General features: G+C 61.8%; 16 protein-coding genes. All 16 read left to right on the top strand.

Annotated elements, in window-relative coordinates; genetic code table 11:
- The first annotated feature begins 141 nt into the window (after window positions 1-141).
- The 16 genes from FNX44_RS00165 (at window position 142) to FNX44_RS00090 (ending at window position 12,846) form a co-directional block, all read left to right on the top strand.
- Window positions 142-2,238: a phage tail tape measure protein gene (locus FNX44_RS00165; protein ID WP_143645698.1), complete on the top strand. Its 2,097-nt coding sequence runs from the start codon at window positions 142-144 to the stop codon at window positions 2,236-2,238.
- A gap of 77 nt (window positions 2,239-2,315) precedes the next feature.
- On the top strand, window positions 2,316-3,110 hold the full coding sequence (locus tag FNX44_RS00160) for a phage tail family protein (protein WP_323368975.1): 795 nt from the start codon (window positions 2,316-2,318) through the stop codon (window positions 3,108-3,110).
- Window positions 3,089-4,177 carry a hypothetical protein gene (locus FNX44_RS00155; RefSeq protein WP_194362466.1) on the top strand — a complete coding sequence of 363 codons (1,089 nt, stop codon included), beginning with the start codon at window positions 3,089-3,091 and terminating at the stop codon, window positions 4,175-4,177. The genes FNX44_RS00160 and FNX44_RS00155 overlap by 22 nt, the downstream gene beginning before the upstream one ends.
- 4 nt (window positions 4,178-4,181) lie before the next feature.
- Window positions 4,182-4,763 carry a hypothetical protein gene (locus tag FNX44_RS00150; protein WP_228449485.1) on the top strand — a complete coding sequence of 194 codons (582 nt, stop codon included), beginning with the start codon at window positions 4,182-4,184 and terminating at the stop codon, window positions 4,761-4,763.
- A 3-nt stretch (window positions 4,764-4,766) separates the two neighbouring features.
- Window positions 4,767-5,009 carry a hypothetical protein gene (locus FNX44_RS00145; protein WP_143645693.1) on the top strand — a complete coding sequence of 81 codons (243 nt, stop codon included), beginning with the start codon at window positions 4,767-4,769 and terminating at the stop codon, window positions 5,007-5,009.
- Between the two features lie 274 nt (window positions 5,010-5,283).
- Window positions 5,284-6,054, top strand: a complete 771-nt coding sequence (locus tag FNX44_RS00140) for a peptidoglycan-binding protein (RefSeq protein ID WP_228449490.1) — start codon at window positions 5,284-5,286, stop codon at window positions 6,052-6,054.
- 111 nt (window positions 6,055-6,165) lie between these two features.
- The gene (locus tag FNX44_RS00135) at window positions 6,166-6,381 is read left to right on the top strand and encodes a hypothetical protein (protein WP_143645689.1); all 216 of its coding nucleotides are present in this window, start codon (window positions 6,166-6,168) and stop codon (window positions 6,379-6,381) included.
- A 61-nt stretch (window positions 6,382-6,442) separates the two neighbouring features.
- Window positions 6,443-7,006 (top strand): deoxynucleotide monophosphate kinase family protein, encoded by a 564-nt coding sequence (locus FNX44_RS00130; RefSeq protein ID WP_143645687.1) that lies wholly within the window; start codon window positions 6,443-6,445, stop codon window positions 7,004-7,006.
- Between the two features lie 181 nt (window positions 7,007-7,187).
- Entirely contained in the window at window positions 7,188-8,612 is a 1,425-nt protein-coding gene (locus tag FNX44_RS00125) for a hypothetical protein (RefSeq protein ID WP_143645685.1), read from the top strand.
- A 109-nt stretch (window positions 8,613-8,721) separates the two neighbouring features.
- Complete coding sequence (locus tag FNX44_RS00120; RefSeq protein ID WP_143645683.1) at window positions 8,722-9,090, top strand: hypothetical protein; 369 nt, start codon at window positions 8,722-8,724, stop codon at window positions 9,088-9,090.
- Window positions 9,087-9,401: a hypothetical protein gene (locus FNX44_RS00115; RefSeq protein ID WP_143645681.1), complete on the top strand. Its 315-nt coding sequence runs from the start codon at window positions 9,087-9,089 to the stop codon at window positions 9,399-9,401. The genes FNX44_RS00120 and FNX44_RS00115 overlap by 4 nt, the downstream gene beginning before the upstream one ends.
- A 131-nt stretch (window positions 9,402-9,532) precedes the next feature.
- On the top strand, window positions 9,533-9,790 hold the full coding sequence (locus tag FNX44_RS00110; protein WP_143645679.1) for a hypothetical protein: 258 nt from the start codon (window positions 9,533-9,535) through the stop codon (window positions 9,788-9,790).
- 151 nt (window positions 9,791-9,941) lie between these two features.
- Window positions 9,942-10,781, top strand: coding sequence for a hypothetical protein (locus FNX44_RS00105; protein WP_143645677.1), 840 nt, complete (start codon window positions 9,942-9,944; stop codon window positions 10,779-10,781).
- A gap of 120 nt (window positions 10,782-10,901) precedes the next feature.
- Window positions 10,902-11,615 (top strand): recombination directionality factor, encoded by a 714-nt coding sequence (locus FNX44_RS00100; protein WP_143645676.1) that lies wholly within the window; start codon window positions 10,902-10,904, stop codon window positions 11,613-11,615.
- A 124-nt stretch (window positions 11,616-11,739) separates the two neighbouring features.
- Window positions 11,740-12,063: a hypothetical protein gene (locus FNX44_RS00095; protein WP_228449484.1), complete on the top strand. Its 324-nt coding sequence runs from the start codon at window positions 11,740-11,742 to the stop codon at window positions 12,061-12,063.
- 315 nt (window positions 12,064-12,378) lie between these two features.
- Window positions 12,379-12,846, top strand: a complete 468-nt coding sequence (locus FNX44_RS00090) for a hypothetical protein (RefSeq protein WP_143645671.1) — start codon at window positions 12,379-12,381, stop codon at window positions 12,844-12,846.
- Window positions 12,847-13,041 lie beyond the last annotated feature (195 nt).

The following is a 13,041-nucleotide window of genomic DNA, read 5'->3' as shown; positions in this document are numbered from 1 at the left end:
GCGACGCCATGTCGCGTGACCTTGAGGAACAGAAGCGCTCTGAGCGACGCGCCGCCCAACGAGGAAGAGCCGCGCCAGGTGAGCGACGGACGCCAGTTATGACATAAGGGCGTGGCGCCCTGCTAGGCATTGGGGGGTGCCATGGCTCGACCTATTCGCATTCGGCTGCTGGCCGATATAGAAGACCTACAGCGAAATCTCACCCGGGCGGCGAACGCGACCAACCGTTTCGGGACGGTGGGGGACAAGGTCGGCGCGGTTGTCAAACGGGGAATGGCACTGGCCGGGGGCGGGATCGTCGCAACGGCCGGTGCTGCCCTCAAGATGGGCGGCGACTTTCAATCGTCCATGAACAAGGTCAAGGCGGTTTCAGGGGCGACGGGCAAGCAGTTTGACGAGATGTCGGCGCTTGCCAAGAAACTGGGCAGCACCACGCAGTACAGCGCGAATGAGGCCGCGCAAGCCATGGGGTTCCTTTCCATGGCAGGTTTCGATGCCACGGAAACCATGGACGCCCTCCCGGGCGTTCTGGACCTTGCAGCGGCGGGAAGTCTTGACCTCGCCGAAGCTGCGGACACCGCTTCCAACATTCTTTCCGGCTATGGCTTCAAAGCGAAGGACATTGGCCGCGTAAATGACATTCTCGCGAAGACGTTCACGAGCGCCAATGTAGACCTCGCCATGTTGGGCGAGTCCTTTAAATATGTGGGTCCGGTTGCATCGAGTGCGGGTCTCAAATTCTCCGAAACGTCTGCCGCTATCGGTCTTCTCGGTAACGCGGGCATCCAGGGTTCGGAGGCGGGCACGGCGCTTCGCGGTTCTATCGCACGGCTTCTGAAACCGACTGGTGAGGTTTCCGACACGCTGAACAAGCTTGGTGTGTCGGTGACCGACTCTAACGGCAAGCTGCTGCCCCTGGTCGACATTGTGCGGCAGCTTGAGGAATCCGGTGCCGACACCGCCGACATGATGGCGATCTTTGGCCTTGAGGCTGGCCCTGCCATGCAAGCGCTGGTTTCCCAGGGCTCTAAGGCTCTGGGGAAACTAACGAATGAACTAGATAACTCCGGGGGCACGGCAAAGCGCGTCGCTGAGACGCAGATGGAAGGTTTCAACGGGGCAGTCAAGCGGCTTCAAAGCGCTTTCGAAGGGCTGATGATCGCCATTGCGGAAGCGGGGCTACTCGACTTCGCGACGAAACTAGCTGAGAAACTAGGGACCCTAGCGGCCCGGTTCGGGGATTGGGTGCAGAACCATAAGCCGCAGATTGAAGCAGCATTTCGGGGCATCGCGTCGGCGTTTGACGTTGCGGTCGCTGCCGCGAAGGGCGTCATTGACGCGGCAGTTTGGATTATGCAGAACTGGCGCCCCTTGAGCCCGCTGATCGCGGGTATTGCCGCACTTCTCCTGATCACGCTCATCCCGCCGCTTGTCGCATCCGGCCTTGCCGCACTGGCTACCGGTGCGCAGATGGCGGCAGCGTGGATTGCCGCCATGGGCCCGGTCGCGTGGATCATTGCCGCCGTAGTCGCTCTCGCTGCGCTCATTCTGGCCAACTGGGACACCATCAAGAAATGGACTGCCGCAGCGTGGGAATGGGTTTGGGAGAAGATCAAGGCGGTATTCCGCTGGCTCAAGGACCTGTTCCTGAACTTCACCGGCCCCGGTCTGCTCATCAAGCATTGGGACACGATCAAGGAGAAGACGGCAGCCGCATTCCGATGGGTGAAAGACAAGGCGCGGGAAGGCATTGACGCCGTTGTCGGTTTCATCCGTGGCCTACCCGGGCGAATGCTCGCGCATCTCGGGAAGATCGGCGGAGCGGGCAAGGATATCGGAAGGCGCATCATTTCCACTTTGGGAGAAGGGCTCTCCAAGGTGGCGAGTTTCGGAAGGGATATCGGCAAGGCTGTTGGGCGCGGAGTCAAGTACTCCGTTAATGGCGTGATCGACCTGTTGAACCGCGCGATTCCGGATCGAATCGGTATCGGCCCTGTCGGCATCAACCTGCCGAAGAATCCGATTCCCCGAATTCGCGCCATGGGTGGCCCTACGGGCGGCTGGACGCGCGTAGGTGAACGTGGTCCGGAATGGGTGTCCCTGCCCCGTGAATCCACCGTGATCCCGAACCATGCGGCGGGACCCGGGGGGAACGTCACCGTGAACGTCACGAGCACGGCTGACCCCCGCGCGATTGGGCGGGAAGTCGCGTGGGCTCTTCGAGTCGCGCCGCGCTGACGGATCACCGACTCACGTGAGCAACGGGGCACCGACTCACGTGAGTCGGTGCCCCAAATGAGAGAAAGGGGGGCGTTGTGGAGCTGAGCGACTGGACGTGCGAATACCGGGGGCTTGTCATGGGGGTGCCCGATTCCGCAATCTCGCTCGTTGCGGTTGATGGTCTCCTGTCCCTGCCGGACATGCGCACGTCTGACCTGACGCTTGTGCAGCGGCATGGCCTCTATCCCGGTGACGACTACATGGACGGCCGCGCCGTCACGCTGACATTGGAGGTCTATGGGGCAACCCGCGCCGAATTCACCAACGCGCTGAGTGCCGTGTATGCGGCGTTCCGCCCCGCTCAGCCTGAGCGACCATTGCGTTTCCGGTTTCCCGGTATTGGGGCGGACCGGACGGCGTTCGTCAACGCGCGGGTGCGCAAGCGAAGCGCGCCGCTCGATCTGAACTTCGCTCACCGGGTATGCAATGTCGTGGTGGAGTTCTTCGCCACCGACCCGCACATCTATGGCGATGCGCTGGAAACACGCACGCTCTCTAGTCCGTGGGGAGGGAATGATCCGAAGCTCAGTTTCACGCAGTTGGGTTCGATTCCTGCCCTGCCTGTCATTCGTCTCGACAATGCGTCGAATTGCAGACTGACCAACGAGATAACGGGGGAGTTCTTTGGGCTCACGTACGGCGGGAACATCACTATTGACTCGGCGGCACGCACGGTCCGGAGCGACGCGGGTAACTCCTTTGAGCACCGCATCACTCCGGGTTCCACGTGGCCTGAATACCGTTTCGGAGAGCACAGGCTAGCGCTGTATAGCGAAGCGACAAGCCGAGCCACCGTGGCTACGTTCACGTGGCGGAACAGGTGGGTGTAGTGCCGAACGCCGAGTATGCAGTCGTGCAGACGAACCTACGGACAGGCGCCGTGGTCACCACGCTGCCCGTGACGGGACTCTCGTACGTTGAAACTCTTAACGCTGCGGGTGACGCCACGGTAGGTATGCCGTTGTTCGCTCCCGAGGCGGACGCGGGGTCGCTCACCCCTGGTGGAAGTGGCCTGGTCGTCCTACGTGACGGAGAACCGGTGTGGGGTGGCGTTCTCTGGGGCGCGTCGGCGGACCTTGGAGAAGGTGTGTTGACGCTCAACGCGTCCGGCTACCACTCCTACTACGGGCGCCGGTACCTAGATGCGAAGGCGGGATACAAGCGGAAGAGCACGGATCAAGCCGTTTTGCTCAGGGAATGGATTGGTTACGCCAACGCCAACGGCGGCATCGGGACGGACACTTCCACTATCACGAACACCGGGCGCGTCCGCACACGGTCGTGGTCGTTCTATGAATTCAAGTGCATAGCCGAAGCAATTGACGAAATGGCAGACGACATTACCGGATTCGATTTCCGGTACGAGTCCTTCTGGCACACACAGGGGAGCCGCGTCGGGCATCACTTCCGCATCTCGCAGCGAGGTTCCCTGTCGTTTCCTCAGCTTGAGCACCGCGCGAACTGCAACGCCACGAATGTGAGCTACGACGGTACCCAACTGACCACCCACGCTTACGCGTTCGGAGCAGACCTAGGAAGCGGCGCCAAGCCCTACGCTTCCTCAAGTAATCCCGCGCTCGACACCCCGCGCATGGTGTCGGTAGCGACGTACTCAGACACGAAGACGACAGCTTCGCTGATTCCGAAGGCGGCGGCAATCGCCACATTGGGCAGGAAGCCAATCGGTGTGCCGACACTGACCCTCTACCCCGGCTTCTCTCCCAGTCAGTTCATTCCTGGCGCCGTAGGGACGGTAGTAGTCGACTCCGGGGGCTATGTCGCGCTGCTCGATGAGTTCGTCATCACGGAACGGCGCGTGGACGTCGATACCACAGGCGGGGAAACCGTGTCGCTCAGTCTGGCCAGTCGGGAGGCCTTCATTGCCAATCCAAGCTAACACTTTGCCGCCTTCGCTGGTCGCTGAAATCAACGATCTGAAAAGACGCCTGAACGCGCTTGAGCGGAAGCCGCAACTTGGGAGCGTGAATGAAAGGCTGCCAAGTGGAATGATGCAAAGCCCCTCCCTTGAAGGTCCAGCCGGATCGACCACCCACGCGCTAGGAGTCATCAATACCACCGGACTCAATATGCCGGTGGTCATTTGCGCGATCCCTTTTCACATCCCTTGGGGGACGAGCGGCCCGCTTGATGTGTCGGTGACGCTTTGGTTGGAGTGCGGCATTACCGGTGGTCGAACAAAGGAGATCACTCTAGATCGCACTTCCGCCGGAAACGGATGGACTCGCAACGTTGCGTATTCATGGATTCACCCTCAGCCTGTCGGATTCGACGATGAGGCCGTATACAAGCACATCGCGATTTTCTATCGAGTCAACAAACGCGCGACATTCAACGGCCAATCCCTGACGGTCGGAATGGGCCTCCCCACGATCTCGGTAGGTATTCCACTGGGAACCTACCGAGAGGAATCAGACGACGGCAACCCGCGCATCGATGGGGCGCTGACCCCGGTTGAGGGGTGAGGCATGGACATAGACCGCCTGTATCGAGTGGCCGAAGTTGTGATCCCGCTCGCTGTATTCCTGGCAATCTCACTGCGGCGCTTTCGCGCCGGAATGGAAGCGTCATGGAAGGAAGAGGCGGAAGCGTACAGGAGCAAGGTCGAGCGGCAGTCACAGGAGCTTGCCGACCTTCACGCTGAGGTTCGCGCACTGCGGCGAGAGAACGCAGAACTACGCGCACAGATTGCGGAGCTGCTGAGCCGCTAATACGCCAGTAGAGCCACCTAGACCACCAAGCACCGACTCACGTGAGTCGGTGGTCCGCCCCGTCGGGATACGCCCGGCGGGGCTTCCTATTTCTCACGGAGGTACACGCGTGGAATTCGTCAGTCGCGCCGCATGGGGAGCGCGTAAGCCCACCAACATTCATCCGCCGATAACGAAGACCCGGGGCGTCAAGGTTCACTATCTCGGCACCCGGTACGAAGTCGGTGAGCACTCGACTTGCGCCGCCTATGTGCGCCGCATTCAGAACAGTCACATGGATGGGCAGGGCTGGGCGGATATCGCCTATTCGGTTGCCGTCTGTGAACATGGCTACGTCTTCGAGGGGCGCGGAGCCGGGGTGCAGTGTGCAGCGAACGGAAACGCGGGTCTGAACAGGGATCATTACGCGGTCCTGGCGCTCGTCGGCAGTGCGGGGCACACAGTGCCTACGAAGGCGCAGGTAGACGGTATTCGCGACGCGATTGCCTACCTACGAAGGCACGGCGGGGCCGGTAGTGAAATTCGGGGCCACCGGGACGGTTACGCAACCGAGTGCCCCGGTGCGGCGCTCTACACGCTCGTTCGGTCGGGCACGTTGGAGCCCGGTGCGACCGACGAGAAGGGAGATTCGGCAGGCGCCTATACCGTCCGGTCTGGCGACACTCTTACCCGGATCGGGGCCAAGCTTGGCGTGCGCTGGCAGGACCTTGCGAGCCTCAACGGTATTCGGGCCCCGTATCTCATCCGTCCCGGTCAGCGTCTCAAAATTCCCGGACCTCAGCCGAAGCGAACCCCCGTATATCAGCCGTTCCCGGGTGCTGCCTGGTTTAAGAGGAACCCTAAGAGTCCTGTTGTTACGGCAATGGGTAAGCGTCTCGTAGCGGAGGGGTGTTCCGCCTACCGGTCCGGCCCCGGACCTCAGTGGACTAACGCCGATCGGGAGAGCTTCCGGAAGTGGCAGCGCAAACTAGGAGACGCGCCCGCCTACTGCGACGGATGGCCCGGAAAGAGGCAGTGGGACGCGCTCAAGGTGCCTCATGTGTAATCACGCTGCGTCAGTACCGCGGAACCACCTATGTCCGTTTCTGACCCGGTTAGCCGGATGCCGGCCACCGGGCGAATCTCACCCTGTGTATACATGAAAAGGAGTTGGCGCATGACTTTTGCCAAGGAGCACGCAACGCGGCTGTACGCCGTTCTAGTGGCCGTTCTCGCGCTGGTTGCGCACTACGTGCCGTCACTGCCGTCCGCGCTCATTCTGGGTGTCGCTGCGGCGGTTCTCGGTACTGGTGAGGCGGTGCAGCGAGTAGAGAACGGCAAGACCGTGGACGCGCTTGAGACTGCCGGTCTCGCTTCCCGGTACCGACAGTAGGCAACGCGGGCGCTCCCGTGGCCTACGACAGGAGTAGTCGCACGCCACGGGAGCTAACGCCATGGGATATCCGCACATTGCCCTTATCGGACGCGCACGGGCCGGAAAGGACACGATTGCCGCTCGACTGGTCGGCCGACACGCTTACACGCGCGTGGCTCTCGCAGACCCACTCAAGGAGCTGGTCTTGCGTGCTGACCCCATCGTGACCTACGAACCGACCGGATACGGCCCCCTTCCCGTCCGTCTCGGCGCGATCATCAAGCGGCACGGTTGGGAAGAAGCAAAGAATCGTTTCCCCGAGGTCCGCCGAACGCTACAGCGGGTCGGCCATGCCGTACGGGATCAAGAGCCCGGATACTGGCTCAGCATCGCACTCGACAAGATCGCCGTAGCGGACATGTGGAGTCTCCCTGTCGTAGTCACCGATTGCCGCTATGAGAACGAAGCGCGTGCGCTGCGCGCCGCTGGGTTCCGCATGGTCAGAGTCACCCGTCCCGGAGTGCGGGATAGGGGCCCCGGCCACGTGAGCGAGACGGAGCTAGACGGATACCCGGTCGACGTGACGATTGCCAACATGGGAACCGTCGCAGACCTCAACTCCCTTGCAGACCAACTGATTTGACTCGATGGCACTCGAACACAAGAGCCCCCTATCTGCATCCGTGCAGGTAGGGGGCCTTCTTGGTTTCGGGGCACCGACTCACGTGAGTCGGTGCCTTGCGCGCACGCGCGCGCGTGTGCCATGGTTGGCCCCGCACGGCGCCGCACGGAGCGGAGTCGAGAAGGATGCGGGGAGTATGACGATGGCTGGAAAGCTCAAGCTGAGTGAGGTTCGCGGAGACGTCCGCGTCGGCAGTGCGGGTACCGGCACCGGGGCTATCCACGCCATCAAGGACGTTGACGCCGATGGTCGCAACGTCCCCTACTGTCCGACGCGCACGAAGACTCCCCTTCGCTCGTGGGGGCAGGCGCATGAGCAGAAGCCCCACCTTGAACTCTGCATCAAGTGCAGCAAGCTGGTCCCTACCGGCCCGGTTGAGATCGCCGAGGAACAGGTCTCGATTCCGGGGTTGAACCGCACCGTGACTCGCCGAGTAGCAAAGCCTGTTACCGGCACCGCCGAAGAGAAGACGGAGACGGACGCCATGGCCGCGAAGAACGCACCGATGAAGAAGGCTGAACAAGAGAAGGCCGCCGAGGAAATCCGGGCAGACATTGAGCGTCTGCGGTCGCTCATCGCTGAGGGTAAGGACGATTCCGCCAAGGAACTGGCGGAGGGTATTAACGCCGCAATCCCCAAGATCACCGGAACCGGTGCTGCCGCCATCAAGGCGAAGCTTCGCGCTGAGGCGGAGAAGGCGGAGAAGGACGCCAAGAAGGCGAAGGCGGACGCGAAGAAGCCGACTGATGCAAAGGGCTCCAAGAAGGACCCGGAGATCGTTGTCAAGGGTACTCAGGACTTCATGAAGGCTGAGGGTGTGCCCGATCGGATCGTTGCGGCTGCCGAGAAGGTAAAGGAAGTTGCTGCGCAGAAGTTCGCGCGTGGTAAGGAGGTGGCCGAAGCGATCTTCGACATTCGGACTCACATTCTTGACAAGGATGACGACCCGGACCTTACCGCCCGCAGCGACCAAGCCAAGAAGGCCGCTTCGGCGGTCTATGACGCGGTTCTCAAGGGGCTTCCGGAAGAGGGTACGGACGAAACGGCTGACATCATCCGTGAGGCGATCGGGGATATCAAGAAGGATGTCCGTAACGCGATGACGGACGTGGTGGTCGGCTACGTTCGAGCACTTGACCAGGAAACCCCCGAAACGCTTGAGGAGCGTAAGCGGTTCGCGAAGGCCCTTGACGCTTACCCGGACCTCAAGCCGTCCGAGGCAGTTTTCAAGCACTACGAAGAGGCAGGCAAGGCCCTGCCGAAGCAGACTCGCGCCGAGATCGCGAAGGCCACCCGCGAGAAGAAGGCACTTGAGCGCAAGAAGGTTGAGGACGCCGTAAAGGCGGGCGAACTCTCCGAGGAAGAAGCTGCCGAAACGCTGGGCGGCGGCACCACGGAAGAGAAGAGCCCCAAGGAGAAGCGTGCGGCATACCTCCAGAGGATGAAGAACTCATGGAAGAAGCACGTTAAGGAGATTAAGGCCATCGAGAACGCCGAAGAACAAGAAGAAGCATTGGACGAACTGACGGCACTGCTGTCCACGCTCCGCAAGGAACTCAAGGCGTAAGGAACGGCTGATCACACGGGAAGCCTCCGGCTCTTCACAGCAAAGGCCCGGAGGCTTCCCCATAAGGGTGGCAGTGACTCACGTGAGTCACTGGTGAGGAGGTGGAGTTGTGGGAGTCGCAGACAACAGCGACCAGCGGCACATGAGGCGCATCACGCTGGATATCTCGTACGAGCAACTGAACGGACTTCTCGCGACGCTGACGCTGAGTAAGGAAGCTGACGAACGGTTCGCAGCAAAGGCGAAGCACTCCGGTACGCGTTTCGCGGCTGAACTGTGCGCACGCTGGACGCAAGAGCACATCGACAGGCTACGGGCCGCGTGGGACCTGGGGCAGCCTCTTGAGGAACGCGCGGAGTCTCAGGGCATCACGCTGCACGGCGTTACTGGTGTGGGCACTGTCCATGTGTTCAGCGATGACATGGAAACGCATGTGACCTTCGAAGAGCGCGACGACGAAGAAGAGGGCGAACGATGACCGGCGACTATCTTGCGCTTATGGCGTGCGTCAACTGTAAGCGGGGGTTCACTGCATGCCCTGAGTGCGTGAATACGATTCGGATCGACCCTGAAACCGGGTACCCGCCCGACGCGGTGCTTGTCGATGGCAAGGCAAGGCATAACCCGAACCCCGACCCGGAAGCCGTCAAGCGCTCCGCGCCTCAACCGGTGTGCGACACATGCGTGATGCAGCGCAATGAGGCACTTTACAGCGGTAGCCCGGAAGGTGCCCATATCGGCGCCGTGACCACTCTCGCTGCCGAACGACACAAGAAGGGGCATGTATGAGCGCCATTGCGCGCCACGTGCGCCGCACTCTCCAACCTGAGTCGCAGGGTTTCCCGTTTGCGGACCACCGACTCACGTGAGTCGGTGCCTAGGAGAGGAGTTCGAGTGAAGACTGCTTTGGGGGGCGCCCGGTGAGAAAGAAGAAGGCGCGTAGGGCTCGCATGGCTACGGTTCGTGCGCAGCGGAGTGAAGTTCATGGTTTTCTCGACACTGTCACCCTCACTGCCTACATCAACGATCGTGAAGACTACGACCGGAAGATCGTTATTGAGTTGACCAGTAAGGGGGCACGGGAGGTGGCGGCAGCCCTTCTTGAGGAAGCGGAGAAGGCGGAGAAGGCGGCACAAGCTGCGCGGGATGCGCGCACAAGAGGACCTATGGAACCCTGAGCGCCCCCAGGGAGCCTTCTAGCCCCGTCTGGCCCTAGTGGTCGGACGGGGCTCTCTCATGCCCGCAGGCAGCCATACAGCGGCTCTCGGGGACACGGCAACACTCACGCTCCCCGGTAGGTGACAGCACACCTACCCGAAGGGGGCACGCGTGGGACGCGTACGCACAATTCAGCGCGGCGGCAGCCGCTTCTACATTCACCCGGAGCGGCCAGAGATCAAGGCCCCTGGCGTCACGTCCGTGGTGTCTATGCTCCCTAAGCCGTTCCTGAACTTCTGGTACGCGCGCATGACCGCTGAACTCGCGGTTGACTCGCTGCCGTTCGTCGCGCAAATGGCCGAACGTGACCGACAGGGGGCAATCGACTATCTCAAGGGTGCGGCCCGCAGGTACACCAAGCTCCGGGCCGATGTGGGCTCCGACGCGCACGACCTTTTCGAGCGGATGATTCGTGGCGCCTACGTTGGAAAGGTGCACCCGGACCTTGAGCCGTATCGGGTGCACTTCGCGGCGTTTCTCGATGCGGTGAACCCTCAGCTAGTGCGGGCCGAAGATGTGGCATGGAGCGACGAGCACAACTATGCCGGGTCTTTCGACGCGGTAGTGCGTGTGTGGCTGGACGATGAGGGAAAGCCGACACCGGACCGGTCCGGCACTCCGCATCTGCTGATGGTCGACTGGAAGACGAGCAAAGACACCTATGCGGACGTGGCACTACAGATGAGCGCCTACGCCAACGCCGACAGGATCATTGCGCCGGACGGTACGAGTGAGCCCATGCCGACCTTTGACGGCGCGGCCGTGCTGCACATCACCCCGGACCGATGGGCGTTCAAGCCAGTGTGCATTGGTGCGGAAGTGTTCTCGGTGTTCCTCGCGCTGAGGCGCGTTTTCGACTGGGATCGAGAGCTGTCAAAGAAGGTCGTCGGTGCACCGATCGCCGCAAGGACAGGTGATCTTGTGACCGGCACTCAGCGCCGAAGCAAGTAGCGGCAACCCGCGCGCTCTAGGGCACTTAGGGGCGGATGCAAGGTAGACCACCGACTCACGTGAGTCGGTGCCAGTCCCTTGTGTTCGCCCCTTTCCAATCCATGGCGACGAAGGGCATGCATGTCACTACTTACGATCTTCGAAACCGATCCGGACGCCAAGCCGAAGCCGCGCCAGGTATTCACCGATGACACGGTTGGGCGTTTCCACTCCGGGCGCCAGGTGGGCGGCGCTCCCGAAGCGCTCTCCGAATGGCGCATCTCGACGGGCGACCCCGAGGTAGCTGCGGCTGTCGCGCGACTCTTCGGGGGCGAGCCAGTCGAGACGGATGCGACGGGCGAACACTGCATCGATGTACTTACCGACCGTGAATCGGTGCCGATCATCCTGGAGGGACCAGAGGCGATCTACGCCGATATGAAGCTCTGGAATCGGAGCAAGCTGGTCCATCATTGCGACGGTTCCGTTTACCTGTCTCCGGACGACCGTAAGGGAAAGCCGTGCCATTGTCCCGAGCTGTTCGCTGAGCGCAAGGCGGCGGCGCGGGACTTCATGGGGCCCACACCATCGATCAGCCTCACTTTCAGGCTCGCGGATGACCCCGACCTTGGGAAGTTCCGGTTTCAGTCCGGCAGTTGGGTAATGGCCAGCGTTCTACATGAATACGAGAACGACCTAGCCGAGATCGATGGCCCCGCGCTGGCCGACCTGGCCCTTGAACTAGTGGAGTACACGGTCAAGAAGGGCAAGAACAAGGGCCGGAACGTGAGCTACTACAAGCCGGTACTCAGGGTGCTAAAGAGCTACAACGTCCCCAGTGCAGACGAGCGGTAGGCCATGCCAAAACTCGATGAAGCGCCCGCGTACGACTGGGCAGCAGCATTCAAGGGTGCTGCTGACGAAACTGTGCGGTCCCCTATGTGGGAGTTCCCTCCCGAGGCGCGCAAAGCACTGATACATGAGCGGCGTCGACGCTTCGGCGTGGACGATGACGAAGGGCCCGAATTTGGGTAAGCGAGGCGTGGTAACCGACTACGCGGGGGAAGAACTGTACCCCGGTGACCTCATCAACTACGCGACACGTCAGGGAAACCGGGTACGGGTGTCGGATGCGATCATTCAGCGCGTCACAGCGGTTCTCGTAGACGGCAGGCTGCGCCCGATGCTCAAGGTGCAGCCGACCGGCACGGAAAGCGGTTTCGCGAAGAGACGCACCATGCGGAGCGAATGGATAAGCGCCGAACACGCGCGTCTGATCATGGCGAACGGCGGACACGACTGACAACCAACAAGGGCCGGACAGCACCCCACGCGGGCACTGTCCGGCCCTTTCGCGTACCGGGCACCGACTCACGTGAGTCGGTGGGAGGGGGAGGAATGGAACGCAGCATCACGACGCATGTGGCCCCGGCGCTGGGGGACGTGCGGCGCATGGGGGAGGGGGACACGGTGTGGATGAGCCCCGGAGTGCAAGAGCGCTCCGACTGGGGTCGATACGTAGACGCCATAGCGGGCGCCATTGCCCGGGGGGCCGATGCTCGGTGGTGCCGCCATGGCTAATCCGAACAAAGTCAAAGGAACTGCCTGGGAGAGCGACGTGCGCGACTACCTGAATAGCGCTCTAGGGCAGGTAGACGAAAGCGGGAAGCTCCGCGACCCGTTCGACGCTCACAACGTCCGGAGACCCGCGCAAGAAGGCGCCGCCGACGTTGGTGACGTGCATGCGGTGCCCTTCGTTCTGGAGTGCAAGAACGTCAAGCGCCCCAGTGTCCCAACTTTCGTGCGACAGGGGGAGATTGAGGCCGTTCACGCGGGTTTCCCCTTCGGTGTCGCTGTAGTCAAGATTCCCCGGAAGAACGTTCGGCGGGGCAGTGTGCATTTCGGAGTGCGGACGTGGACCCGGGTGCGGCGTTCGCTGGAGATGGGGACGCGGGAGTTTGCGGATCGGTACCTGTTCTTGCCGTCGCTTCGGGGGCTCGACACCGGGCGTTGGTACATGACGACGGATCTAGAAGCCTTCGCGCGTCTACTCAAGGACGTGCGCGACCGTCGTCACGCTCCGTAAGAACCGCGGGGCCGCCGGCATGGGATCAGGTCTGGTGAAAACGGACATGCCGGGCCCCGCGGAATCGACACAGGGTGACGGTCGTGTCTAGGCAACCGTCGCGCTCAAGGGCGAGTAACCGAAGGAGGCATTACGCCATGGAGTTCACTCACATTCTCGCCCGGTTCGCTGATGTGACCGAATATGGAGACGGGG

Source organism: Streptomyces alkaliterrae (assembly GCF_007097205.2).
Taxonomy (GTDB): Bacteria; Actinomycetota; Actinomycetes; order Streptomycetales; family Streptomycetaceae; genus Streptomyces; species Streptomyces alkaliterrae.
Note: the sequence above shows the minus strand (reverse complement) of the source record. Positions and strands in the feature narration are given on the sequence as shown.

What these genes read in the sequence shown, in the direction of transcription:
- FNX44_RS00115 (WP_143645681.1), top strand. Translation starts at nt 9,087, where the DNA reads ATGACCGGCGACTATCTTGCGCTTATGGCGTGCGTCAACTGTAAGCGG.
- FNX44_RS00140 (WP_228449490.1), top strand. Translation starts at nt 5,284, where the DNA reads ATGGATGGGCAGGGCTGGGCGGATATCGCCTATTCGGTTGCCGTCTGT.
- FNX44_RS00125 (WP_143645685.1), top strand. Translation starts at nt 7,188, where the DNA reads ATGGCTGGAAAGCTCAAGCTGAGTGAGGTTCGCGGAGACGTCCGCGTC.
- FNX44_RS00095 (WP_228449484.1), top strand. Translation starts at nt 11,740, where the DNA reads ATGAGCGGCGTCGACGCTTCGGCGTGGACGATGACGAAGGGCCCGAAT.
- FNX44_RS00130 (WP_143645687.1), top strand. Translation starts at nt 6,443, where the DNA reads ATGGGATATCCGCACATTGCCCTTATCGGACGCGCACGGGCCGGAAAG.
- FNX44_RS00135 (WP_143645689.1), top strand. Translation starts at nt 6,166, where the DNA reads ATGACTTTTGCCAAGGAGCACGCAACGCGGCTGTACGCCGTTCTAGTG.
- FNX44_RS00145 (WP_143645693.1), top strand. Translation starts at nt 4,767, where the DNA reads ATGGACATAGACCGCCTGTATCGAGTGGCCGAAGTTGTGATCCCGCTC.
- FNX44_RS00100 (WP_143645676.1), top strand. Translation starts at nt 10,902, where the DNA reads ATGTCACTACTTACGATCTTCGAAACCGATCCGGACGCCAAGCCGAAG.
- FNX44_RS00165 (WP_143645698.1), top strand. Translation starts at nt 142, where the DNA reads ATGGCTCGACCTATTCGCATTCGGCTGCTGGCCGATATAGAAGACCTA.